Annotated in this window: 25 protein-coding genes and 3 pseudogenes; 17 read left to right on the top strand and 11 right to left on the bottom strand. The window is 75.3% G+C overall.

All coding sequences use genetic code 11. The features are described from left to right. Nucleotide 1: 1 nt before the first annotated feature. Both FSW04_RS28305 and FSW04_RS27740 read left to right on the top strand, forming a co-directional pair. Nucleotides 2-1428 (top strand): annotated as a pseudogene (locus tag FSW04_RS28305) (hydantoinase B/oxoprolinase family protein). After that, a complete protein-coding gene (locus tag FSW04_RS27740; protein WP_146916791.1) occupies nt 1380-2333 on the top strand; it encodes a hydantoinase B/oxoprolinase family protein in 954 nt (317 codons plus the stop codon). The pseudogene FSW04_RS28305 and the gene FSW04_RS27740 overlap by 49 nt, the downstream one beginning before the upstream one ends. 28 nt (nt 2334-2361) lie before the next feature. Here FSW04_RS27740 and FSW04_RS04735 read toward each other — a convergent pair whose 3' ends face one another. Continuing rightward, nucleotides 2362-3138, bottom strand: a complete 777-nt coding sequence (locus FSW04_RS04735; protein WP_146916788.1) for an aspartate/glutamate racemase family protein — start codon at nt 3136-3138, stop codon at nt 2362-2364. A 130-nt stretch (nt 3139-3268) separates the two neighbouring features. On the opposite strand from FSW04_RS04735, the gene FSW04_RS04730 reads away from it, so the two are divergent. Further along, complete coding sequence (locus FSW04_RS04730; protein WP_146916786.1) at nt 3269-4369, top strand: hypothetical protein; 1101 nt, start codon at nt 3269-3271, stop codon at nt 4367-4369. Between the two features lie 10 nt (nt 4370-4379). On the opposite strand, the gene rlmD is transcribed toward FSW04_RS04730, so the two are convergent. Continuing rightward, nucleotides 4380-5768 carry a 23S rRNA (uracil(1939)-C(5))-methyltransferase RlmD gene (gene rlmD / locus FSW04_RS04725; protein WP_146916784.1) on the bottom strand — a complete coding sequence of 463 codons (1389 nt, stop codon included), beginning with the start codon at nt 5766-5768 and terminating at the stop codon, nt 4380-4382. Nucleotides 5769-5788: 20 nt separating this feature from the next. Here rlmD and FSW04_RS04720 point away from each other — a divergent pair, with 20 nt between their 5' ends. Next, nucleotides 5789-7000, top strand: a complete 1212-nt coding sequence (locus FSW04_RS04720; protein ID WP_146916782.1) for a gluzincin family metallopeptidase — start codon at nt 5789-5791, stop codon at nt 6998-7000. 77 nt (nt 7001-7077) lie between these two features. Continuing rightward, nucleotides 7078-8748 (top strand): Ig-like domain-containing protein, encoded by a 1671-nt coding sequence (locus FSW04_RS04715; protein ID WP_146916780.1) that lies wholly within the window; start codon nt 7078-7080, stop codon nt 8746-8748. 130 nt (nt 8749-8878) lie between these two features. Here the strand turns inward: FSW04_RS04715 and FSW04_RS26770 are convergent, their stop codons facing one another. Further along, on the bottom strand, nt 8879-9247 hold the full coding sequence (locus FSW04_RS26770; RefSeq protein WP_267128313.1) for a Rossmann-fold NAD(P)-binding domain-containing protein: 369 nt from the start codon (nt 9245-9247) through the stop codon (nt 8879-8881). Between the two features lie 135 nt (nt 9248-9382). After that, nucleotides 9383-9738 (bottom strand): annotated as a pseudogene (locus FSW04_RS26765) (ornithine carbamoyltransferase); the annotation flags it as partial. 25 nt (nt 9739-9763) lie between these two features. On the opposite strand from FSW04_RS26765, the gene FSW04_RS04705 reads away from it, so the two are divergent. Together FSW04_RS04705 and FSW04_RS04700 are read left to right on the top strand one after the other, a co-directional pair. Further along, nucleotides 9764-10429, top strand: a complete 666-nt coding sequence (locus FSW04_RS04705; RefSeq protein WP_146916777.1) for an endonuclease/exonuclease/phosphatase family protein — start codon at nt 9764-9766, stop codon at nt 10427-10429. A gap of 10 nt (nt 10430-10439) precedes the next feature. Next, the gene (locus tag FSW04_RS04700; protein ID WP_146916775.1) at nt 10440-10808 is read left to right on the top strand and encodes a cupredoxin domain-containing protein; all 369 of its coding nucleotides are present in this window, start codon (nt 10440-10442) and stop codon (nt 10806-10808) included. A gap of 76 nt (nt 10809-10884) precedes the next feature. On the opposite strand, the gene FSW04_RS04695 is transcribed toward FSW04_RS04700, so the two are convergent. Genes FSW04_RS04695 through thiO form a run of 4 tightly spaced genes read right to left on the bottom strand, consistent with a single transcriptional unit; the run spans nt 10885 to nt 13470 of the window. Beyond that, a complete protein-coding gene (locus FSW04_RS04695) occupies nt 10885-11367 on the bottom strand; it encodes an ester cyclase (RefSeq protein ID WP_146916773.1) in 483 nt (160 codons plus the stop codon). Beyond that, nucleotides 11364-12167, bottom strand: coding sequence for a thiazole synthase (locus FSW04_RS04690; RefSeq protein ID WP_146916771.1), 804 nt, complete (start codon nt 12165-12167; stop codon nt 11364-11366). The genes FSW04_RS04695 and FSW04_RS04690 overlap by 4 nt, the downstream gene beginning before the upstream one ends. Continuing rightward, nucleotides 12164-12361, bottom strand: coding sequence for a sulfur carrier protein ThiS (gene thiS, locus FSW04_RS25645; protein WP_187369248.1), 198 nt, complete (start codon nt 12359-12361; stop codon nt 12164-12166). The genes FSW04_RS04690 and thiS overlap by 4 nt, the downstream gene beginning before the upstream one ends. Beyond that, nucleotides 12358-13470 (bottom strand): glycine oxidase ThiO, encoded by a 1113-nt coding sequence (gene thiO, locus FSW04_RS04680; RefSeq protein WP_228430892.1) that lies wholly within the window; start codon nt 13468-13470, stop codon nt 12358-12360. Before thiO ends, thiS begins: the two co-directional genes overlap by 4 nt. Nucleotides 13471-13506: 36 nt before the next feature. On the opposite strand from thiO, the gene thiE reads away from it, so the two are divergent. The 5 genes and pseudogenes from thiE (at nt 13507) to FSW04_RS26755 (ending at nt 16777) form a co-directional block, all read left to right on the top strand. Then, the gene (gene thiE, locus FSW04_RS04675) at nt 13507-14166 is read left to right on the top strand and encodes a thiamine phosphate synthase (protein ID WP_228430890.1); all 660 of its coding nucleotides are present in this window, start codon (nt 13507-13509) and stop codon (nt 14164-14166) included. Further along, nucleotides 14150-14611, top strand: coding sequence for a hypothetical protein (locus FSW04_RS04670; protein ID WP_146916766.1), 462 nt, complete (start codon nt 14150-14152; stop codon nt 14609-14611). Before thiE ends, FSW04_RS04670 begins: the two co-directional genes overlap by 17 nt. Before the next feature lie 31 nt (nt 14612-14642). Beyond that, nucleotides 14643-15971, top strand: coding sequence for a dihydrolipoyl dehydrogenase (lpdA, locus tag FSW04_RS04665; RefSeq protein ID WP_146916764.1), 1329 nt, complete (start codon nt 14643-14645; stop codon nt 15969-15971). 10 nt (nt 15972-15981) lie between these two features. Next, nucleotides 15982-16452: pseudogene (locus tag FSW04_RS28300) on the top strand (DsbA family protein); the annotation flags it as partial. A gap of 115 nt (nt 16453-16567) precedes the next feature. Continuing rightward, nucleotides 16568-16777 carry a hypothetical protein gene (locus FSW04_RS26755; RefSeq protein WP_228430887.1) on the top strand — a complete coding sequence of 70 codons (210 nt, stop codon included), beginning with the start codon at nt 16568-16570 and terminating at the stop codon, nt 16775-16777. Here FSW04_RS26755 and FSW04_RS04655 read toward each other — a convergent pair. After that, nucleotides 16719-17174, bottom strand: a complete 456-nt coding sequence (locus FSW04_RS04655; protein ID WP_146916759.1) for an SRPBCC family protein — start codon at nt 17172-17174, stop codon at nt 16719-16721. The genes FSW04_RS26755 and FSW04_RS04655 overlap by 59 nt on opposite strands. 236 nt (nt 17175-17410) lie before the next feature. Here FSW04_RS04655 and FSW04_RS04650 point away from each other — a divergent pair, with 236 nt between their 5' ends. From FSW04_RS04650 to FSW04_RS04640, 3 genes are read left to right on the top strand one after another with little or no spacing between them, the layout of a single operon-like run. After that, on the top strand, nt 17411-18400 hold the full coding sequence (locus tag FSW04_RS04650; RefSeq protein WP_146916757.1) for a thiamine pyrophosphate-dependent dehydrogenase E1 component subunit alpha: 990 nt from the start codon (nt 17411-17413) through the stop codon (nt 18398-18400). Next, nucleotides 18397-19389 carry an alpha-ketoacid dehydrogenase subunit beta gene (locus tag FSW04_RS04645; protein ID WP_228430885.1) on the top strand — a complete coding sequence of 331 codons (993 nt, stop codon included), beginning with the start codon at nt 18397-18399 and terminating at the stop codon, nt 19387-19389. The genes FSW04_RS04650 and FSW04_RS04645 overlap by 4 nt, the downstream gene beginning before the upstream one ends. A gap of 9 nt (nt 19390-19398) precedes the next feature. Beyond that, on the top strand, nt 19399-20547 hold the full coding sequence (locus FSW04_RS04640) for a dihydrolipoamide acetyltransferase family protein (protein WP_146916755.1): 1149 nt from the start codon (nt 19399-19401) through the stop codon (nt 20545-20547). Between the two features lie 7 nt (nt 20548-20554). On the opposite strand, the gene FSW04_RS04635 is transcribed toward FSW04_RS04640, so the two are convergent. Both FSW04_RS04635 and FSW04_RS04630 read right to left on the bottom strand, forming a co-directional pair. Further along, nucleotides 20555-21334, bottom strand: coding sequence for a hypothetical protein (locus tag FSW04_RS04635; RefSeq protein ID WP_146916754.1), 780 nt, complete (start codon nt 21332-21334; stop codon nt 20555-20557). Between the two features lie 53 nt (nt 21335-21387). Then, the gene (locus FSW04_RS04630; RefSeq protein WP_146916752.1) at nt 21388-22011 is read right to left on the bottom strand and encodes a hypothetical protein; all 624 of its coding nucleotides are present in this window, start codon (nt 22009-22011) and stop codon (nt 21388-21390) included. A gap of 77 nt (nt 22012-22088) precedes the next feature. On the opposite strand from FSW04_RS04630, the gene lipB reads away from it, so the two are divergent. After that, nucleotides 22089-22784 carry a lipoyl(octanoyl) transferase LipB gene (lipB, locus tag FSW04_RS04625; protein WP_187369247.1) on the top strand — a complete coding sequence of 232 codons (696 nt, stop codon included), beginning with the start codon at nt 22089-22091 and terminating at the stop codon, nt 22782-22784. A gap of 55 nt (nt 22785-22839) precedes the next feature. Continuing rightward, complete coding sequence (locus tag FSW04_RS04620) at nt 22840-23292, top strand: hypothetical protein (protein WP_146916748.1); 453 nt, start codon at nt 22840-22842, stop codon at nt 23290-23292. The last annotated feature ends 7 nt before the right edge of the window (nt 23293-23299 follow it).

Here is a 23299-nt window from a genome sequence, read left to right as displayed (position 1 = left end):
CATGGCCATCGCCCCGGACGTCGAGCCGCAGCCCCCGATCAGCTGGGACGGCAAGGTCCACGGCTACCACCCCGGACCGGACTGGCACGAGAAGATCGCCGGCACGGTGCCGCTGCACACGGAGGCCGTCGAGGACCTCGACCCCATCACCTACCAGGTGATCCGCAACCGGCTGTTCACCATCAACATCGCCCATGGCGAGACGGTGACGCGGGTGTCGGGCTCCCCCGTCTTCCAGTCGCTGGACTTCAACATGTGCATCCTCACCGAGGATGCCGAGTTCATCATGAACGCCCCGTTCGTGCAGTTCCTCAACGCCGGCGCCACGTTCACGATCCGCTACGTCATGGAGCGCTTCGCCGCCGACCCGGGCATCGGCGAGGGCGACCTGTACATCTGCAACGACCCGTGGATCGGCGCGGTCCACGAGATGGACGTCACGTTCGCCCAGCCCGTCTTCGTCGACGGCCGCATCTTCGCCTGGGTGTCCAACGCCGGCCACCAGTACGACCTGGGCGGCACGGTGCCGGGGGCTGGCCGCAGAACGCGCCCGACGTCTACAGCGACCCGACCATCTTCGGGGTGATCAAGCTGCTCGAAGGCGGCCGGATGCGCCCCGATCTCGAGCTGATGTACAAGCGCCAGTCGCGCATGCCCGACATGGTCGCGCTGGACATGCGCGCGCAGATCGCCGGCTGCCGCTATGCCGCGCAGGCCATCGGGGAGCTGTGCGAGGACTTCGGCGCGGCGACCGTCAAGGCGGCGATGCGCCGCGTGCTGGACACCTGCCAACAGTCCTTCCGCGAGAAGCTCGCCAAGATCCCCGACGGCACCTGGTCCGAGCGCCGCTACGTCGACGAGAAGCTGCCCGGAGACCGCGGGACCTACGCCGTGCAGGTCAACGTCACCAAGCGCGGGGACCGGATCACGATCACCAACACGGGCTCCGACCTGCAGATGGAGGGCCCCAACGGCATCGGCCTGGTGTCGTTCACGGGCGCCGCCGTGGCGGCCATGAACCCCACGCTGTTCCCCGAGCACCTGCTCGCGATCGGCGGGGCGATGCGCAACATCGACTTCGACCTGACGCCCGGGCTGCTGAACTGCGTCGACTACCCGGCGGCCGTCGGGGCCGGCGTGCTGACCTGCGTCAACCAGGTCGGCGCCGTGCAGAACTGCATCAACCGGATGCTGGCCACCGACGCGGGGCTGGCCGACAGCATCCTCGCCTCCCCGCCCGACTACGCGGTGCCGGTCGTCACCGGCCGCAACGCCGACGGCGACTACTACGGCTCGGCCGTGCTGGACTCGTTCTCCGGCGGCCAGGGCGCGCGCTCCCACAGCGACGGCGTCGACAGCGCCGGGCTCTCGTTCAGCCCATGTCGCTGCTCATCAACGTCGAGGACGTCGAGAACTGGTACCCGTTGATGTACCTCTACCGGCGCGACCTGCCCGACTCGGGCGGCGCCGGGCGCCAGCGGGCGGGCACGGGCTTCGCCTACGCCTTCATGCCCTACAAGGCCCAGACGATGAGCGTGGCGAACTTCGGCGCGGGCATGACGCTGTCGGCCACCTGCGCGCCGGGGACGCAGGGCGGCCTGCCCTGCCCGTCCAACCACGCCCTCGTGCGCCGCGACACCGACATCCACGCGCGCTTCGCCGAGAGCCGGCTGCCCACCGACGTCGCCGACCTGCAGGCGGGCAGCACGTTCACCCGGCCCAAGCAGGGCAACGAGATGCCCCTCGGCCCCGACGACGTGATCGAGTACATCGTCGGCGGGGGCGGGGGCTACGGCGACCCGCTGGAGCGTGAGCCCGAGCGGGTGGCCGCCGACGTCCACGAGGGCCGGACGTCGATCGAGGCCGCGCGGCGCCACTACGGCGTCGAGCTCGACGCGACCGGGGCCGTGGACGCCGACGCCACGGCCTGCGCGCGGACCGCGATCCGCCGCGCGCGAAAGGTGTGGCCGCGGGCGGCCGACCGCTTCCCCGAGGCGGACCCCGCCGATCCGGTGGCCGCCACCGGCGGGCCGCCGCGGCGCCTGCACGAGGCGATCGTGGCCCGCGACGACGGCGGCCGGCGCGTCCTGGCGTGCGCGCGCTGCGACGCGGTGCTCTGCGACTACGCGGCGGACTTCAAGCGCCACGTGCTGCTGCACGAGGGCCCGACGACCGAGCTCGTCGGCGCCAAGGCCGACCCGGTCGATCGGCTCGACGTCCCCATCGTCCTGCGCCAGTACTGCTGCCCGGGCTGCGCCGTGCTGCTGACGACCGACGTGTCGCGCGCCGCCGACGAGCCGTGGGCCGACATGAGGCTGGCCGGCCCGGGCTGAGCCCGGCGCCGGCGGGCACCCGCAGGCGTCAGGCCGGTGGCCGCGCGGCCTTGGCCTGCACGCCGGCGGCCACCATCGCCTGCACCACGTCGAGCAGCTCGACGTTGGGCCGCGGGTACGCCGTCCGGCTCTGGCTCAGGCCCAGCCCCAGCACGGCCTCGGCCAGCTTGTAGGTCAGCGGCCCGGGGTTGATCACGGGGACGGGCAGGTGCTCGCTGAGGTGGGCGTGGGCCTGGTGCATCGTCGTCGACCCCAGGCAGATCACGTCGGCGCCGTCGGCCACGCACTGCAGGCCGGCCTCGACGAGCAGCGGGAAGACGACCTCCTCCTTGCCGCCGAGCAGGTTGGAGACGTCGGGCAGCAGGTTGATGGAGCGCAGCGACGCGCACAGGTGCGTAAGGCCGTACTCCTGCAGGCCCTTGCGGTAGAGCGCAAGCCACCCGTCCCACTGGGTCAGCACGGAGAACTTGTGGCCGAGCAGCAGCGCCATGAGGTAGGAGGCCTTGCCGGGCGCGATGACGGGGATGTCGAGCACGGAGCGCAGGGCGTTGACGCCCGAGTCGCTCATCGTGTCGATGCAGACCGCGTCGAAGCCCTCCTCCGCGGCCTCGACGCCGGCCTCGAGCATGCCGAGGTCGGCGAGCACGTAGTCGTGATAGCTGTCGTAGAACTCCGGCCCGGCCTTGACGGGCTTGTAGACGAACTCCATGTCCGGGCCCAGGTCGACGGACTCCTGCTGGAGCCGGCGGTTGGCCATCCCCTGCTCATCGAGGGCGAACGGCACGAGGACACAGACCTTGGGCATGGGATCTCCGATGTCGGACTTACGACGTTCCGGCGCCACTCTGCCACATCGCGCGGCCGCGGGAAAGGCGTGCCCCGCCGCGGCCGGACGGCCCTTTGACGCCCGGCAACCGACCTGGGAGGGTGGCGCTGTGCCGACCGGGCCCGAGCATGCCGCGCCGGAGGCCGCCGCCGAGTCCGAGCGGACCCGAGCCGTGGGCGGTCCCGCGCAGGCCCCGGCGTCGGGATCGGCGCTGCAGGCACGCGCCCTGGCACTGCAGCGCACGGTGGGCAACCGCGCCGTCGCCGCGCTCGCCCACCGGGGCCGCGCGCCGCAGGCCCTGCTCCAGCGCCGCCGGGCCTCACCGCGGCCGGCGCCCAACCCCAACCCGTCGTGGGCGACCAAGGGCCTGGACAACCCCGAGCACGACTGCAAGCCCTTCCCGCCGTACAAGGACTACCACGACGCGAAGCTGACCTGGGACCTCTACGCGGCGATCGTGCCCGACAAGCTCACGGAGCGCTGCCACTGCGACCTGGTCGGTGAGGCCTACGCCAAGTACCTCGAGGCGCAGCGCACGAGCTACGCCTACCCGGACACCGACAACTGCATCAGCCGCCAGCTGGCCCAGGACGACATCACGCACGACACCGACGCGATGACGAAGCGGTCCGATCCCCGGGCGATCGGCATCGAGCAGGTGCTCATCGACCGCTGGCGCCGGCGCGAGGCGGGGATCCTGTGGTACTCGCTCACCGGGGCGACCCGCTCGATGGAGATCGACTACGTCGAGGCGACGCAGGGCAGCATCCAGCCGGCCGACCGCGGCCAGCTGACCGAGACCGAGATCAGCAACGACCTCACGTACGTGCGCAACGACCTCGCGGGCGGGCTGCTCTTCGGCTCGGGCACGGCCGACCACGTCACGCCCGACTCCGAGTTCGGCTTCGACACCCGGCACGTGTCCGGCACGATCAAGATCACGCGGACCGACGACGGCTCCAACCCGAACTTCATGGACGTCGACGAGGTCTTCACGTTCTACTACCGGGTCCACGACGCGCTCGACTTCTGCCCGGGCAACACCCTGCGCAAGGACGACTGGGACGTGGACTCCATCGCCTACAACACGGTCCTGTCGGACCTCAGCCGGCTGGAGGCGACGGGCATGGCCCGCGACGTCGAGTTCACCGTCAACTACCACACGACCAAGACCGTCAAGGGCTGGACGGTCGGTCGCCCCCGGCAGTAGCCCCCAGGGGTCAGGCCCGCTCCAGCACCGCCACGCACTCGATGTGCGGTGTCTGGGGGAACATGTCCACGGGGCGCACGCTGCGTAGCGCGTAGCCCTCCGTGGCCATCTGCGCGGCGTTGGGCGCCAGCGTCGTCGGGTTGCATGACACGTAGACCACGCGCCGGGGCGAGGCCTCCAGGATGCGGCGCACGACCTTCTGGGAGAGGCCCGCGCGCGGCGGGTCGACGACGAGGACGTCGGGCCGGCCGGCCTTCTCGACGAGCTCGCGCAGGGCCAGCCGCACGTCGCCCGCGAAGAACTGGGCGTTGGTGATCTCGTTGACGCGGGCGTTCTCGATCGCGTCGGCGATCGCCTCCTCGACGATCTCCAGGCCCCAGACCTCGCCGGCGCGCGGCGCCAGCGACAGCCCGATCGTGCCGATCCCGCAGAACAGGTCGTAGACGCGCTCCCAGCCCTGCAGCCCGGCCGCGTCGGCGGCGATCGCGTAGAGCTGCTCAGCCATCTCGGTGTTCGTCTGGAAGAACGCCTGGCCCGAGAGCCGGAAGCGCAGGCCGCCGAGCTCCTCGGCGATGGTCGGCGCGCTGCCGGTCACGAGCTCGGTCTGGCCGCCGGCGGTGGTCTCGCCCACCGTGTCGATGCGGGTGACGAGCAGGCTGTCGGCCGCCACGGCGGCGGCCAGCGACGTGAGGTCCAGGCCGACGTCGCCGCTGACGACGAGGCGCACCTGCAGCTCGCCCGTGCGCCGCCCCTCGCGGATCACGACGTTGCGCAGGGCGCCGACCTGGGTGCGCCGATCATAGGCGCCCAGGCCCTGGGCGCGGGCCCACGCGAGGACCTCATGGCGCGCGCGGTTGCCGCGCTCGGACTGCAGCAGGCAGTCCTCCACGGCCACGATGTCCTCCCACGAGCCGGGTGCGTGGAAGCCGCAGATGAGCTCGCGGTCAGGCCGCGGGCCGGTGCCGAAGGAGAACTCGAGCTTGTTGCGGTAGCGCCACTGCTCCACCGCCGGCACGATGTCGTGCAGCTCGAAGCCGTCCAGGCCGCCGAGGCGGCGCAGCGCGTCGTCGACCTGGCCCTGCTTGATCTCCAGCTGGCGCGCGTAGGGAATGACCTGCCACGGCGCGCCCGGGTGGTCGGCCAGCGGCGCGAGGCGGTCGGGCGCGGGCTCGAGGACCTCGACGGTGCGGGCCTCGCCGTAGTGGCGCTTGCGCTTGGTGACCACCGCGCGCACGCGGTCGCCGGGGATCGCGTCGCGCACGAAGAGCACGTAGCCGCCCTCCGTGCGGGCCACGCCGGCGCCGCCGAAGGCGAGCGAGTCGATGCGCAGGTCGATCTCCTGCCCGCGCTCGGGGCGAGGCGGGCGGGCGGAGGCCGGGGCGGGGACGTCGGTGGACACGCACCTAGGATGGCACCGCCATGGACCTCGACGCCTACCGGGCCCGGGCTCAGGCCTTCGCCACCGAGCTCAACGGCGCCCACCACCGGCGCTTCGCCGGCCTGGACGCGCGCTGGGACCCCGAGGCGCTGCATGCCCGCCACGCGGGCCTGTTCTCCGACGCGGCCATCGACGGGCTGCGCACGGCGACCGCCACCGACCCCGCGCTGCGGCCGCTGCTGCGCTTCGCCGTCGAGGGCCGGCTCGGGGCCGCCGCGGCGCCCGCCGACGCCCGGCGCGCCCAGGCCGAGACCGACGAGGGCGTGGCGGCGATGGGCGCCGCGCTGGAGGCCGAGCCCGACCCGGGACGCCGCGCGGCGCTGGAGGAGGACCGGCTCGACGTCGTGGCCCGCCGCCTGACCGCGCCGGCCGCCGAGGGCCTGGAGCGCGTACGGGCACAGGCCCGCGCCCTGGGGTGGCCGTCGGCCCGCGCGCTGCTGTCCGAGCTGCGCGGCGCCGACCTCGGCGCACTGGCGGCCGAGGCACAGGCGCTGCTGCGCGCGACCGCGGTCCCGGTGCTGCCCGGCGCGCACGCCCGCCACGACCTCCCGCACGTGCTGCGCGCGGCCTGGGCCGACGCGGTCCTGCCCGCCGACCCGGTCGCCCACCTGCGCGCGGCCCTGCGCACCGCCGGGCTGCCCGAGCGCTTCGCGATCGACGCCGCGCCGCGGCCGGGCAAGTCCCCGCGGGCGTTCTGCGCGGCCGTGACGGTGCCCGGCGACGTGCACCTCGTCGTCGCGCCCCGCGGGGGCCTGCCCGACCTGCTCGCGCTGTTCCACGAGGCCGGCCACGCCGTGCACCTGACCCACCGCGATCCGGCGGCGCCGTTCGAGGCGCGCCACCTCACCGACCGCGCCGAAACCGAGGCCCTGGCCTTCGCGTTCGAGCGGCTGGCCACCGCGGGCACCGGAGACGACCGGGTGGCCGCGCACCTGGAGGCCGTCGAGCTGCTGCGGGCCCGGCACCTGGCCGCGACGCTGCTGCACGGGCTCGACCTCCTCGACGAGGGCCCGCACCCGGCGCTGCGAGAGCGTTACGCGCGCCGCATGGCCGCCGCCACCGGCCTGGACTGGCCCTCGGCGCCCTGGCTGGTGACGGCCGACCCGCTGCTGGGCAGTGCCGACTACCTCCGCGCGCTCGGCCGCGCCCGTGGGCTGCGCGACGCACAGCTTTCGGCAGCCCTGACGGGCTGATCGTCCACCGCCGCTGGCTCGCCGCGCCGGACGCAGGTACGCTCGCGCACGCCTCCTCCAAGAAAGGTCCAAGGGCAATGAAGCTGAGAGCAGCCGCCACCATCGCGGCGTTCGCCGTCGCCGCCGTCGCAGCCACCGCGGGCACCGCCTCCGCCGTCCCCGCGATCCAGACGATCGCCTCCTCGCCCATCACGGTCTACATCGGCGATCAGGGCCAGATGCAGGCCCATCGTGACGGCGACCAGTCCAACATCTTCTTCGCGCCGGGCAACCAGGCCGGCGACGCCGGGTTCTTCCTGGCCTTCCCGACCCTCCCCTCCGGCCCGGCACAGCAGGCCGACCTGAGCGGCAAGGTCTTCGGGTTCAGCGGCTCGGCCGGGCCGTTCCTCAGCAGCACCGAGTACGTGCCGCGCTCGCAGGCGGCGCCCACCGGGAGCGGGTCGGCGGCCGACCCGTTCCGCCAGGTCACGACCTACGCGATCAACACCCAGGGCGCACCGACGCCGGCCAACGACAGCGTGCTGGTCACCCAGACGACCACGTACGTCGCCGGCTCGCAGACGTTCGGCGTCAGGTGGGACGTCCAGAACAAGAGCGGCGCGGTGCTGCGCTTCAAGGCCATCACGGGCGCCGACTTCTACTTCGAGGGCAGCGACGTCGGCACGGGCATCTTCACCCAGGGACCGCCGCGGTTCATCGGCGGCACGAACGCCGACACGGGCCGCTCCGGCGGCTTCGTCGAGGTCGGCGCCCCCTCGGCCTCGCCGCCGTGGTCGGCCTACCAGGCGCTGCGCTACTCCGACCCGACGGGCAACGACGTCTGGAGCAAGGTCGAGCACTCGGCCGACGCCGCCACCGCGTCGCTGGACGACACGGTCGTCGGCGATCCCGTCGACAATGCCGGCGCGGTGGAGTGGGACCAGTACCTGGACCCGGCCCGGACGCTGGCCAACGACGCCACGGCGACGTTCGAGCTCAACGTGCGGACCTCGGTGCCCGCGGCGCTGCAGTTCGACCAGACCAACGCGGGCGCCCCGCAGGGCGTGCCGATCACGATCACCGCGACGGCCAAGGACACGTCCGACACGCCCTACACGGGCAAGCCGCTGCGCTTCTCGATCACCGGCGCCAACACGCTGAGCGGCCAGGTGGCCATCGACGCCAACGGCAACGCGCCCATCACCGACCCGGGCACGAACGCGGGCGCGGACACGATCGTCGCCTTCGTCGACCTCAACAACAACGGGGTGCGCGAGGCCAACGAGCCCCAGGGCTCGGCCCTGGCGACGTTCGTCGACCACACGCCGCCGTCGTGCAAGGTCTCGGTCTCGGGTGACCGCCCGGTCAGCAGCGGCGGCTCGGGCCGGCCGCTGATCATCACGGTCAACTGCGACTCGCCGGCCACGGTCGTGGCGACCTCGTCGCTGACGATCACCGTGCCGGTCGCGCGCCGCGCCTCGGCCTCGGCCTCGGCGACCGACGCCAAGGCCAAGAAGAAGAAGAAGAAGACCAAGAAGATCGTGGTCAAGCTCAGGACCGCGACGGCAACGGTGCTGCCCGGCCAGGCGCTGCCGGTGAAGTTCGCGATCCCGAGCTCGGTGACCAAGAAGTACCCGGGCGCACTGGTCAAGGCGACGATCAAGGTCACCGCCACCGACCAGGCCGGCAACGTGGCGACCACGACGACGGTCCGCAACATCCGGATCGCCAAGCCCAAGCCCAAGCACAAGGCCAAGAAGAGGAAGTAGCACCGGTGGGCGGCGCCGGCCTTCCGGCCGGCGCCGCCGCTCACCGGCAGCCGGACCTGAGCTCGGTCGCCCAGGGCGGGCTGGTGCACCCCGCCCTGGGGGCCGATGGGCTACGGCATGACGGCGTCGCTCACGCCAGCAGCCACTCCAGCATCGCCTTCTGGGCGTGCCGGCGGTTCTCGGCCTGGTCCCAGATGCGCTGGCGGTCGCCGTACAGGACGTCCTCGGTGATCTCCTCGCCCGGGTGGGCGGGCAGGCAGTGCAGGGCGATCGCGCCGTCGGCGGCGGCGTCCAGCAGCGCGTCGTCGATGCGGTATGGACCCAGCGCGGCACGGCGCGCGTCGGCGGTGCCCTCGTCGCCCATGGAGACCCAGACGTCGGTGTAGACCGCGTCGGCGCCGGCCACCGCCTCCCGCGGGTCGGCGACGTTGGGCACGCCGGCCAGGGCGAACTCCGGCGGCGAGCTGACGGTGACGTGCACGCCGGCGATCGGGCCCATCGCGGCCAGTGTGGAGGCCATGTTGTTGCCGTCGCCGACGTAGGTCACGCGCAGCCCCTCCAGCGCTCCGAAGGCCTCGCGCAGCGTGAGCAGGTCGGCGAGCACCTGGCAGGGGTGGTGGCCCTGGGAGAGCATGTTGAACACCGGCAGGCTGTCCTCGGCGGCCAGGCCCTCGAGCTCGGCGTCGGCGTGCGTGCGCACCCCGACCGCGGCGACGTGGCGGCCCAGCACCCGCGCGGTGTCGCGCAGCGACTCGCCGCGGCCGAGCTGCGTGTCGCCCGGGCGCAGGACCATCGGGTGGCCCCCATCTCGACGATCCCCGCCTCGAAGCTGACACGCGTGCGGGTGCTCGGCTTCTGGAAGACGAGCGCGACGGTGCGCCCGGCGAGCAGGTCCGAGGAGCGCGGGGCGCGCTTGAGCGCCGCGGCGCGGTCCAGGATCCGGTCCAGGTCGTGCGGGGTGAGTTCGGAGCCGGTGAGCAGATGGCGCATGGGAGCGGGGCATCATAGGCACCGCATGCGCGCGCTGAGCTGGAACCTCTTCCACGGCCGGGCGGTCCCCGACCGGCCCCGATCCCTGCTGCCGGAGTTCTCGGCGGCCATCGCCGGCTGGGACTGGGACGTCGCCCTCCTGCAGGAGGTCCCGCCCTGGTGGCCCGAGGCGCTGGCCGCGGCGGCCGGTGCCGACCACCGCCTCGTGCGGACCTCGCGCAACGCGCTGCTGCCACTGCGCAGGGCGCTGGCCCAGCGGCGCCCGGACCTCATGAAGTCCAACGGCGGCGGGGCCGACGCGATCCTGGTCCGCGGCGCCGCGATCGCCGAGCACCGCACGTGGCGCCTGCGCCTGCATCCCGAGCGGCGCTTCGTGCACGCGGTGCGCCTGGCCGACGGCCACTGGATCGGCAATGTCCACGCCCAGGCCAACCCGAAGCCGCTCGCGCACGCCGACATGGCGGTCGCGGGGGCCACGCTCGTGCGTTGGGCCGGTCACGCGCCGGTGCTGCTGGGCGGCGACTGCAACGTGCCCGACCCGGTCGTCGCGGGCTTCACCGACGCGGGCGGTCACGGCATCGACCGGTTCTTCGTGCGCGGCGGCCTGAACCCCGAGGGGCCCGTGCGCAGGCTGCCGCGCGAGGGCCTCTCCGACCACGCGCCGGTGCTGGTCACCCTGCGCAGCTCGTAGGGTGCAGGACGTGCCCAGGCCCGCGTTCCCGTCCCTGACCGCCCTCGTGCTCGCCGGCGCCGTCGCGGCGCTGACCGCCGGCTGCGGGGGCTCGGGCGGCGGCGGGGCCGTGACGCTCAGGCCCGGCGAGGCCATCGGGATGAAGTCGCTGCGCTTCAAGCCCGACCACGTGCAGGTCACCGTCGGCCAGACCGTGACCTGGCGCAACGAGGAGGGCATCGGCCACGACGTCAAGGCTGACAGTGGTGCGACGTTCAGCTCGCAGACGTTCGGCAAGGACGGCACGTTCCGCTGGACGCCGGCGAAGGCCGGCACCGTGAAGTACGAGTGCACGCTGCACCCCGGGATGGACGGGACGATCGACGTCGTCGCGAACTAGGCCGAGGGTGGCCGCCGCCGCGGGTTCGACGGGCCGACACCCGCCGAAGGAACCCCGCCCCCTGGGCCGGCGGTTCTCAGGACCGAGCGCGCAGCCCGAAGCCGCGCAGCATCCACAGCGCCTTCTCCCCCAGCCCGCCGTGCGTGGGCAGGATGCCCAGCTGCACGCACGTGTCGTAGAGGTCGAAGAACGCGCGCACGCGCCACAGGCGCTCGCGCGGCGGGTCGAGCTCGCAGAAGAGCATCGCGTGCACGCCGAAGGCCCGGCGCGTGGCGGGCAGCCCCGGCAGCTCGCCGCTGTGAGTCCCCTCGAAGCGGACCGGCGTGGCGACGAAGCGCCCGTCGGTCAGGCGCTCGCCCGCGCGCAGGACGCGCGCGTCGGGCGCGGCGACCCACAGGCGCGCGACGTGGTCGGCCAGCGCCTCGCACCCCCGCACGGGCGCCTCGGTGAACGGGTCCTCGTAGTGGACGTCCAGGGCGCAGACCGTCGGGAACACGGCGCGGTCGCGGCCCACCAGCGCCGCCTGGAAGGTGTCCAGCAGATCGTCGGCGCGGCTCACGCCTGCGGGGCGCGCGCCGGGTCCGACGGATGGACGAACTCGGGCGCGCCCTCGTGCTGGGTGCTGGCCTCGGCGTACCGGCGCTGCGGGATGCGCCCGGCGCCGCGGGCGAGCACGCCGGCCTCGATCGCCAGCCGGATGGCCCGCGCCATCGCGACGGGATCCTCGGCGCGCGAGATCGCGCTGGCGCACAGCACGGCGTCGCAGCCGAGCTCCATGGCCAGCACCGCGTCGGAGGCCGTCCCCACCCCGGCGTCGAGGATCACGGGCAGCGCGGTCCCCTCGCGGATGAGGCGCAGGTTGTACGCGTTGTTGATGCCCATGCCCGAGCCGATCGGCGACCCCAGCGGCATGATCGCGGCGCAGCCGACATCCTCCAGGCGGCGGGCCAGCACCGGGTCGTCGGTCGTGTAGGGCAGGACGATGAAGCCGTCGTCGACGAGCTGCTCGGCGGCGGCGACCAGCTCGACCGCGTCGGGCAGCAGCGTGCGCTCGTCGCCGATGACCTCGAGCTTGACCCACTCGGTCTCGAAGGCGTCGCGGGCCAGCTTGGCGGTGAGCACGGCGTCGCGGGCGGTGAAGCACCCGGCGGTGTTGGGCAGCACGCGGACGCCGCAGGCGTCGAGGACGTCGACGAGCGAGCCGCGCGCGGCCGCGTCGATCCGCCGCAGCGCGACGGTGACCATCTCGGTGCCCGAGGCGCGGATCGCCTCGTCGAGCGTCCCCAGGCGCGGGAAGCCGCCCGTGCCCAGGATGAGGCGGGACGTGAACTCGTGGCCGGCGATGCGCATCGGCGTCATCCTCCTTGGACGGCGGTCAGGATCTCCACGCGCGCGCCGTCCGGCACGCGGAACACGTCCCACTCGCCGCGCGGGACGACCTCGGCGTCGACCGCCACCGCGACGCCGCGCCCCGGCGCGCCGACCGAGTCCAGCACGCCGCGCAGGGTGATGCCCGGTGACAGGTCGGTGTCCCGGCCGTTGACGACGATCACGGCGCGCCCCCCTGGACGGCGGCGGCCGGGCGCTCCGCGCCGAAGCGCCCGCGCCCGAAGGCGCCCGGCGGGGCTTCGCCCGTGAGCGCGCCGACGACGAGGTCGGCCGTGATGGGGCACAGCAGGATCCCGTTGCGGAAGTGGCCCGTGGCCCAGACGATCCGCGGGTCGTCGGGGTCGGGCCCGATGACGGGCGCGTTGTCGGGCGTGCCGGGGCGCAGGCCGCTGAAGGCCTCGTCGATCTCGAGCTCGAGCAGGCCGGGCACGACCTCGCCGGCCTCGCGCAGCAGCTCGTACACGCCGAGCGCCGTGACCGCCGTGTCGAAGCCGCGCTCCTCCATCGTGGCGCCGAGGTAGTAGCGCCCGTCGCCGCGCGGCACGAGGTAGCCCGGCGTCGGCGGGCCCCAGCGCAGGACGCGGTCGCACAGCCCGGGGCCCGCGGGATCGCGCAGGCGCAGCGCCTGACCCTTGACGGGCCGCACGGGCACGGGGCCCAGCCCGGCCGACCAGGCGCCGGCGGCGACCACGACGCGCTCGGCGGGCAGCGCCGCGAGGTCGGTGACCTCCGTGTGGGGGTGCAGGCGCACGCCGCTGTCGGTGCAGGCCCGCACGAGCGCGGCGACGAGGCGGGCGGGCTCGACGGCGTGGTCGTCGGGCAGCTCGAGCGCAAGGCGCAGGCCGGGCGCCAGCGCCGGCTCCAGGCGCCGCGCCTGCGAGCCCAGCAGGCGCCGGACGGGCAGCCCGAGCCGCTCGCGCGCGTCGCGCTCGCGGTCGACGTGCTCGGCCCCGTCGCGGTCGCGGCCCAGCAGCAGCGTGCCGCACGTGCGGAGGCCGACGTCGATGCCGGTCGCCTCGGCCAGCTCGGCCGCGAACGCGGGCCAGCGCCGGGCGCTCTCGAGGTTGGCCGCCAGCAGCTCGCGCTCCTGCAGGTCGGCCTCGGCGACGGGGGCGAGCATGCCGGCCGCGGCGCGCGAGGCGCCCTGGCCGAGGTCGCCGCGGTCGGCCACGACGACGTCGAGGCCGCGCTGCCGCACGCGCCAGGCGGTCGCCAGGCCGATCACTCCGCCGCCCACGACGGCGACGTCCGCGTTGCCGAAGGGGGTCGTCACGCCCTCCGAGCGTATCGCGGTGCGACACTGGGATCCGTGCCCCTGACCGACCGACGCGACCGCCTGCAGCGGTGCCGGCTCTACCTCGTCTCCGGCGCGGCGCCCGGCGGGCGCCCGCTGGCCGACGTCCTGCCCGCCGCGCTGGCCGGCGGCGTCGACGTCTTCCAGCTGCGCATGAAGGACGCCCGCGACGACGAGATCCTCGCCGCCGCGGCGGTGGCCGCCGCCGCCTGCCGCGACGCCGGCGCCCTGTTCATCCTCAACGACCGCCCCGACCTCGCGGCCGCCGCGGGAGCCGACGGCGTGCACGTCGGCCAGGACGACCTTCCGCTGGCGCGGGCGCGCGAGCTCGCCGGCCCCGACCGCCTCGTCGGGCAGTCCACGCACTCCCCCGCCCAGGTCGACGCCGCCGCCGGGGCCGACTACATCGGCGTCGGCCCGGTGCACGCGACGCCGACCAAGCCGGGGCGCCCGGCCGTCGGCCTGGAGCTCGTCGGCCACGCCGCGGCGCACGCGGCGCTGCCGTGGTTCGCGATCGGGGGCGTGGACGCCGCCACGCTGGGCGCCGTGCTCGCCGCGGGCGCGCGCCGGGTCGCCGTCGTGCGCGCGGTCGCCGACGCCGCCGACCCCGCGGCCGCGGCCCGCGGGCTGCGCGCGATCCTCGACGCCGAGGCGCTCGATGGCGCAGCCGCCTAGTCCGCGCCCAGCCCGGCGCCGGGGCGCCGAGCGCGACGAGGCCATCCGCCACACGCTTCGCCCGCTGGCCGAGGGCGAGCGGCCCGCCCCGCTGGTCGTCGCCACGCTGGCGGCCGTCGCGCTGGGCCTCGTCAACCTCGGGCTGCTGGCGGCCGGGCAGGCCGGCCGCACCGGGCCGCTGGCCGTGTACTGCGTGCTCATGCTCGCGCTGGCCGCGGGCATGTGGACCCGGCGCTACGGGGCGGTGCTCGCGTTCCAGTGCCTGCTGGCGATCGCGGTCGCCACGGGCGTGCTGTTCCTCCTGCGCGCGTCCAGCCTGGTGGACCTGCTCATCTGCTTCGGGCTCATCGTGCCGCCGGGCTGGCTGTTCTGGAAGCTCATCCGCGTGCTCGCCCGGATCCAGGCGCCGCGGGAGCCCGGGACCGACCCGGCCGACGAGGCGTAGGGCGTCACCACCCGTTCGGTAGGCTCAGGTCATGGCCGACACGTTCGATTGCATCGTCATCGGCTCGGGTCCTGGCGGTTACGTCGCGGCGATCCGGGCTGCCCAACTCGGCATGAGCACGGCGGTGATCGAGCGCGACGACGTGGTCGGCGGGCGCTGCCTGAACTATGCGTGCATCCCGGCCAAGGCGGTGCTGCGCAGCGCCGACATCCTCACGGAGGTCCGCGAGGCCGACGAGTACGGCATCGTGGTCTCCGGCGAGCCGACGGTGGACTTCGGCGCGATCGGCGAGCGGCGCAAGAAGGTCATCTCGACGCTGACCGGCGGCGTGTCGGGCCTGTTCAAGAAGAACGGCATCGAGCTCATCGTGGGGGAGGGCTCGCTGACGGCCGACGGCGACGTGCAGGTCGGCGACACCACCTACAAGGCCAACAAGGCCGTGGTCCTGGCCACCGGCTCGGTCAAGAAGCCGATCCCGGGCCTTCAGTTCGGCGGCAACGTGATCGGGACCGAGGAGGCCTGGGCGCTGACCGAGCTGCCCAAGACGCTGATCGTGATCGGCGCGGGCGCCTCGGGCTCGGAGATCGCCTCGGCCTACCAGCGCCTGGGCACCCAGGTCACGCTGTATGAGGGCCTGGACCGCGTCCTGCCCACGGAGGACTCAGACATCTCCAAGGTCGCGCTGCGCGGCTTCAAGAAGCAGGGCATCGAGGTCAAGACGAGCACGTTCTACGAAGGCCAGGAGGCCGACTGGGTCGTCATCGCCGCCGGCCGCGCGCCCGACGTCGCCGCGCTGGGCCTCGACAAGGCCGGCATCGAGCTCACCGAGCAGGGCCTGATCAAGGTCGACGGCGCGCTGCGCACCTCGCGCCCCAAGGTCTACGCCATCGGCGACCTGGTCCCCGGGCCCGCGCTGGCCCACAAGGCCTCCGACGAGGGCATCATCGCCGCCGAGGACGCCGCCGGGCGCAAGACGCACCCGATCAGCTACATCGACATCCCGCGCGCCACGTTCTGCACCCCCAACGTCGGCTCGTTCGGCCTGACCGAGCAGCAGGCCCGCGACGCCGGCCACGACGTCGTGATCGGCAAGATCCAGTACGGCGCGGTGGGCGCAGGCACCGTCTACGGCGACCGCACGGGCGTCATCAAGATCGTCGGCGACAAGACCTACGGCGAGATGCTCGGCGGTCACATCGTCGGCACCCGGGCGACCGAGCTCATCCAGGAGCTCGTCAACGTCAAGCTGCTGGAGGGCGGCTACCCCGAGGTCGCGCGCATCATCCACGGCCACCCGACCCTGTCGGAGGGCGTCATGGAAGCCGCCCGCGCCGCGGACGGCTGGCTCATCCACGGCTGAACCCCGCCCGATGAGCCTGCAGGTCTCCCAGCACGACGGCGCGCAGGCGCCGCGGGCGGCCTTCTACTTCGACTTCAGCAGCCCGGAGGCCTACCTGGCCGCCGAGCGCGTGATCGGCGTCCTCGCCGACCGCGGCGAGGTCGCCGAGTGGACGCCGATCCGCGCGCCCCGGGACTGGCACGCGTTCGGCTGCGCGGAGGAGGAGCGCATCGCCCACGAGGCCGTCGAGCGGACCGCGGCGCTCCGCGGGCTGCAGGAGGTGCGCTGGCCGCCCGCGTTCGACAGCGAGCTCGCGCTGCGTGCCGCGACGTTCGCCAAGCAGATCGGCCGTGTCGTGGCCTTCACGCTCGCGGCGTTCCGCCAGGCCTACGCCGGCGGCCACGACCTCGGCGACCGCGACGTGGTCCTCATCGCCGCGGCCGCCTGCGAGATGCACCCGCGCGCGGTGCTGCAGGCGATCGAGCGCGATGCGATCGCCCGTGCGCTGGACGACGCCACGGCGCAGGCGCTGGCCCGCGGCGTGCTCGACGTGCCCGCGGTGTGGACCCCGGCGGCGCGCTGCTGGCCGGCGACGCCGCGCTGGACGGCGTGCCCGCATGAGGGCCCGCACGCGCTACGAGCTCAAGGTCGTGCGCGCCACGATCGAGGTCGTCGACGTCGCCCAGGGCGAGGGCGTCCTGTTCTGGGACTGCACGCCGCGCCAGCGGCGGCGGATGGCCGAGGCGCTCATCCGCGACCTCGACCGCCTCAGCCCGGAGGACTTCCTGTACCAGTGGGCCGTGGCCGAGCCCGAGCACTTCGACTGACCTCGCGCCCGGCCGCGCGGGCCAGGTTGGCGACCAGCAGCGCGACCGCCGGGCCGTAGCCGACGCGCAGCGCGGCCTCCACCGGGCCCGGCGCCCGCAGGACGACCGCGACGGTGCAGCCGCCGTGGGTGCCCGGCGTGACCGTGTGGTCCATCTCGACCAGGCCGCCGACCCGCCACGTCCAGGAGCGCCCGGGCACCTTGGCCGTCACCCGCACGGGCACGGGCACGACGCCCAGCAGGCGCGCGGCGCCGCGGGCGCCCTCCTGCACCTCGGACTCCCCCAGCCCCCACGCCCCGCGGATGTGCGGCGCCCAGGCCGGCCATGCCTCGGGCCGGGCGATGAGCGCCCAGGCCACCTCAGGGGGTGCGGAGCAGGGGGCGGTGTAGCGGAGCATGGACCCATCGTCCCCGCCCCGCCACCGTGGACGCGCCATGTGCGCCCAGCGCTGAAGACGCCCGGCCCACGGGCGATCTCCGGGGGCGTGCGCCATCCGACCGCCTTTCTGACCGGTGCGTTCGTCCTGGGCGCGACGGTGCCATCGCGCTCGCCGACCCGCGTGCGCCGGGCGCTCCCGCGCCCGCACGGGTGGATGGGCCGGTCTCGCCGCGGGCGCCGCTAGGCTCGCGGCGCATGGACGACCGCGCGCTGCCCGACGCCGACGTCGCCCGGGAGTGGCTGGCGGCGATGCTCCTCATCCGTCGCTTCGAGGAACGCGCGTCGGAGCTGTACGCCGAGGGCCGCATCGGCGGCTTCCTGCACCTGGCCATCGGCGAGGAGGCCGTCATCGTCGGCTCGGTGCGCGCGCTGCGCGCCACGGACTGGCTGGCCTCGACCTACCGCGCCCACGGACATGCGCTGGCCCGCGGGACGGAGCCCGAGCGCGTCATGGCCGAGCTCCTCGGGCGCACCGGGGGCGTGAGCGGCGGGCGCGGCGGCTCCATGCACATGGCCGACGTGGCGCGCCGGTTCATGGGCGGCTTCGGGATCGTCGGCGGCCACCTGCCGATCGCCGCCGGGTTCGCGCTGAGCGCGAACGTCCGCGGCAGCGACGAGGCCTCGCTGTGCCACTTCGGCGACGGCGCGGCCAACCACGGCACGTTCACCGAGACGCTGAACCTCGCGGCGCTGTGGTCGCTGCCCGTGGTCTTCCTGGCCACGAACAACCGGATGACGGCCGACGGCCCGGCCGAGCGCCACGCCAGCGCCACCGACCTGCTCGTCCGCGCCGAGAGCCTCGGCGTCAGAGGCCGGCGCTGCGACGGGATGGACGTCGCCGACACGCACGCCGTGCTGAGCGAGGCGCTCGCCGTCGCCCGCGACGAGCGCCACCCGGTCCTCGTCGAGGCGATGACCACCCGGTTCCGCGGCCACTCGGCCGCCGACCGCGCCGAGGACCGCACGCCCGAGCAGGAGGCGCGCTGGCGGCGGACGGACCCGGTCGTGGCCTTCGGCGACCGCCTCGTCGCCGAGGGCGTCCTGGCCGAGGAGGCCCGCGCCGGGCTGCAGGACTCCGTCGCCGACCGCGTCCAGGCCGCCGTGTCCGCGGCGCTGGCCTCGCCGCCGCCGGACCCCTCGACCCTGGCCGACCACGTGCCGGCGCCCTGGGCGGTGGGGTCGTGAGCCGCCTGATCACCTACCGCGAGGCGCTCAACGAGGCCCTGGCCGAGGAGATGGAGCGCGACGAGGGCGTCATCCTCATGGGCGAGGACATCGGCGTCTTCAACGGGGCCTTCAAGGTCACCGAGGGCCTGCACGCCCGGTTCGGCGCCGCCCGCGTGCGCGACACGCCGATCGCCGAGAACACGATCGTCGGCATGGGCATCGGCGCCGCGATGTCGGGGCTGCGCCCGGTCGTCGAGATCATGACGATCAACTTCTCGCTGCTGGCCTTCGACCAGATCGTCAACCACGCGGCGCAGGTGCGCGCCATGTTCGGCGGCCAGGTCTCCGTGCCGCTCGTCCTGCGCATGCCCCAGGGCGGCGGCCACCGCCTCGGCGCCACGCACTCCCACAGCTGGGAGGCGCTGTTCTGGCACGTGCCGGGGCTGATCGTGGCCGTGCCGTCGACGGCCGCCGACGCCAAGGGCCTGCTCAAGGCCGCGATCCGCAGCGACGACCCCGTCGTGTTCATCGAGCACGAGCACCTCTACGCCCAGCGCGGCGAGGTCGCCGACACCGGGGCCGACGACGTCGGCGAGCTGGGCCGCGCCGCCGTCCGCCGCAGCGGCGACGACGTGACGCTGATCGGGGTCTCGCGGATGGCGGGCACGGCGCTGGCCGCGGCCGAGACCCTCGCGGCCGAGCACGGCGTGCAGGCCGACGTCCTGGACCCGCGCACGCTGCGCCCGCTGGACCTCGGGACGATCCTGGCCTCCGTGCGGCGCACGAACCGCTGCGTGGTCGTCGAGGAGGGCTGGCCGACCGGCGGGGTCGGCGCCACGTTGGCCGCGCTGGTCGGCGAGCATGCGTTCGACCACCTCGACGCGCCCGTGGCGCGCGTGACCGGCGCCGACGTCCCGATGCCCTACGCGGCCGAGCTCGAGCGCGCCGCGGTGCCCGACGCCGCCGCCGTCGTCCGCGCGGCGCTCGGCACGCTGCGACAGGCCTAGGATCCGGCCGTGCCCGACGTCACCATGCCGCGCCTCTCGGACTCGATGGAGGAGGGCACGATCCTGCGCTGGCTGCGCCACGCGGGCGACCCGGTGCGCCGCGGCGACGAGCTCGTCGAGATCGAGACCGACAAGGCCACCGAGACCTGCGTGGCGCAGGCCGACGGGATCCTCGAGGTCGTCGCCCGCGAGGGCACGACGCTGCCCGTCGGCGCGGTGATCGCGCGGCTGGCCGACGCCGAGCGCGCGCCGGCCTCCCCGCTGGCGCGCCGGCTGGCGCGCGAGGGCGGCATCGACCTGCAGGTCGTGCGCGGCACGGGCCCGGGCGGGCGCATCGTGGGCGCCGACATCGCCGCCGCCGCCGCGGCGGCCGCCGCCGCCGAGCCCGAGCGGCACGAGCCCGCCGCCGCCTCGGCACCGGCGCCCGGCGCCGAGGGGGCGGCGGGGGCAGGTTCCGGCGGCGCCAAGGGCGACGTGACGATCCTCGAGCCGAGCCGCACGCGGGCGCTCGTCGCCCGGCGCGTCGCCGAGGCGCGCGCCACCGTGCCGGAGTACACGCTGCGCTGCGAGGCCGACATGGAGCCCGCGCTGGCGGCGCTGGCCCAGCTGTCGCTGCTGGCGCTGCCCGTCGTGCCGGGCATCGCCGACGTCGTGCTGCGCGCCTGCGCGCTGGCGCTGCGCGACGTCCCCCAGGCCAACGCGAGCTACCGCGACGCGCGCTACGAGCGCTACGCGCGCATCAACGTCGGCATGACGATCGCCGCGCAGGGCACGCTCGTGAGCCCGACGATCTTCGACGCCGACCGCAAGGCGCTGGCCGAGCTGGCCCGCGAGGCGCGCGTCCTGGCCGCCGGGGCGCACGACGGCAGCCTCGCCTCGCCGCAGCTGGGCAACGCGACGTTCAGCGTCTACGACGCGGGCCCGGACGGCCCCGACGAGCTGACGCCGGTCATCGTGACGCCCCAGGCCGCGACGCTCGGGGTCGGCGCCGTGGCGCCGCGCATCGTCGCGCGCGACGGCGCGCCGGCGGTCGCGCACACCGCGCGGCTGACGCTCGTCTGCGACCACCGGATCCTGCACGGGGCCGACGCCGACCTGCTGCTGCGCCGGATCCGCACGTGGATCGAGCACCCGGCGGCACTGCTGGCCGCGCGCTGACGGCGCGTCAGCCCGCGCCGTCGCCGCGCAGCCCGCCGACGACCTGCCCGGTCTGGCCGAGGAGCGTCCCGACGTCCTGGCCGACCTGGTCGACGGTGGCGGCGACGGGCGGGGCCACGGGCGCGACGACGCCGGCGACCGTCGAGGTCGCACCCTGCACGACGCTGCCGGCGGCCTGCGTGGTGGCCGTCACGACCGGCGCGACGCCGGCGACGGCCGGCGCGGAGGCCGCGGGCGCCGGCGGGACGACCGGGACCGGCGGGCGCGACGGGACGGTCGCCGAGGGGACGGACGCGGCCGGCGGCGCCCAGGGCCTCGCGGAGCCGGTGCCGCCGGCCGGCGGCGGGGCATCCCCGGCGGGCGCGGCGGCGGGTGCCCCGGAGGCGGCGGAGACCGGCGCGCCGCCGGCGGCGGCGGGGGCCGGCGGGGCGGCGGGCGAGACCGACGGGACGCCGCGCGTCACACGGTGGGAGCGCACGACGCCGGCGCCGGCGCCGCGGCGCACGGCGCCGCGGCGCACGGCGCGGCGCCGCGCGGGCGCCGGGCCGCCCCCCGTCGCGACGGATGCCGTGCGCCCGGCGGCCGGGATCGCCGGGATCGCGGCGCGCGCCGGGTGCGGCGCGGCGGCCAGCTCCGTCGCGCGCGAGCCGCGCACGCCCGGCAGGCGCAGCCCGGCCGCGCCCTGGAAGGCCAGCGCGGCGCCCAGGACGCCCACCGCGACGACGGCCGCGGCCGCCCAGGAGACCGACCCGCCGATCGCGGTCGCCCATGCCCTCACCACACGCATGGCCCGCCCATCGGCGCGAGGCGCGCAGGGCTTGAGCCCTGACGTCAGGCCGGTCAGGCGCCTGCCCGGCCCGGGTTGTCGGGCCCGGCGATCGTCGCGTTGGGTCGCTGGTCGGGGTCGCGGCGCACGACCGGCGACGGCTCGTCGGTGCGCACGATCACGCACCAGTCGCGCCGTGGGTCGGCCCCCGGGAAGCACGTGCGGTAGAGGTAGGACGCCTGGGTCCAGGTGTCCGAGCGCCCGAGGTTGCCGGCGTACTCGGCCGGCGCGTGGTGGGCCGCGTACGCGCGGGCGGCCGCGACGGCCTCGGCCCGCGTGGCGTCGCCGGCGGTCAGCGCCGGGCGGTGCAGCAGGCCGCCCACCACGAGCAGGACCGCCAGCCCGGCGAGCCCCGCGGTCCCCGCGTGGTCGGCGGCGATCTCGCGCGGCAGCTGCGGCCGGCGGCGGCGCAGGAGCGCCCCGCCGGCGCGCGAGACGACCGCGATGACGATGAGGTTCATGAACCCAGCGGCCAGCACGGACCCGAGCAGGTCGCTGCGCCCGCCGGCGAAGGGCAGCCGGGCCAGCACGACCGCGTCGACGACCGTGGCCACCACGAACACCGGCCACTGCCACGCGCCCCGCAGGCGCCAGCGCAGGCGGGCCCCCCACATCGCGATCGCATCGCGCTCGGGCATCGGCCCCGAGTGTCGCAGGCCGCGCGCCGCCGACCGAGCGGCCCCGCGCCGGGCCGGGCGTGTGCCACCATCCGGTCGTGGATCTGTGGACCGTGCAGCTGGGCCGCGTGCCCTACGCCGAGGCGCTTGCGCTCCAGGAGCGCCTGCGCGCCGCCCGCCAGGCCGATGCGATCCCCGACACCGTCCTCATCCTCGAGCACCCGCCCGTCTACACGCGCGGCAAGCGCAGCGACCCCGCCGAGCTGCCCCTCGGGGAGGCCTGGTACCGCGACCGCGGCATCGAGATCGTCGACGTCGACCGCGGCGGCAAGGTCACCTACCACGGCCCCGGGCAGCTCGTGGCCTACCCCATCGCCCGCGTGACCGACGTCCTGGGCTTCGTCTCCCGCCTGGAGGAGGCGATGGTCGCCGCGCTGGGCCAGGAGGGTGTGACGGCCCGCGGGCGCGCGCGCGACGGCCGCGAGTTCACCGGGACCTGGGTCGGGGACCGCAAGATCGGCAGCATCGGGCTGCACGTCTCCAAGGGCGTCACGACCCACGGGCTGTCGGTCAACGTGGACAACGACATGACGCCGTTTGAGTGGATCGTGCCCTGCGGCCTGGGCGGCGTCGCGATGACCTCGGTGGCCATGGAGACCGACGCGGAGGGCGCGCGGCTGCCGTGCTTCCGCAAGCGGATGGGCCACGAGCTGGCGCGCGCGCTGGGCGCCCGCCAGCGCCTCGTGACGCCCGCGCGCCTGGCCCGCGAGCTCGCGGGCCTGACGGTCGGCTAGGAACCGGCCCTCCGCGTCAAGCGCCCGGGCCCGGGCGCCGATCCACTCCGGGCCCATGGACGGCGTCCCTCTGATCCTCCTCGTCGCCCTCGCGGCCTCCGTCCCGGCGATGCTGGCCCAGGAGCTGGCCCGCGCCGCCGCCGCGCTCCTGCTGACCCGCGGCCGGGTGTGCGTCCTGCTCGGCGCCGGGCGGCCGGTGTTCGCCGTGCGCCTCGGGCGCCTGGTCGTCGGCCCGACACGCCGCTGGCTGTGGGGCGGCGAGTGCCTGCACGCGCCGTCGGTGTCGCGCCGGCGGGCCACCGCCATCCTGCTCGCCGGCCCGCTGACCGGCGACGCGTGCTTCGCGCTGGCCGCGGCGCTCGCCCTGTCCTGGCGCGGGGCCGCCACGCACCATCCACACGAGCAGGTCGCGCTCTGGGTCTTCGCCCTCGTCGCGCTGGCGCGGGCCAGCCTCGACCTGGCACGCCTGCGCGGCCGGTGGCCCGGGGCCGCCGACGCGGCTCGATAGCCTAGGC

Origin of the sequence: Baekduia soli (genome assembly GCF_007970665.1) — a bacterium.
Taxonomy (GTDB): Bacteria; Actinomycetota; Thermoleophilia; order Solirubrobacterales; family Solirubrobacteraceae; genus Baekduia; species Baekduia soli.
Note: the sequence above shows the minus strand (reverse complement) of the source record. Positions and strands in the feature narration are given on the sequence as shown.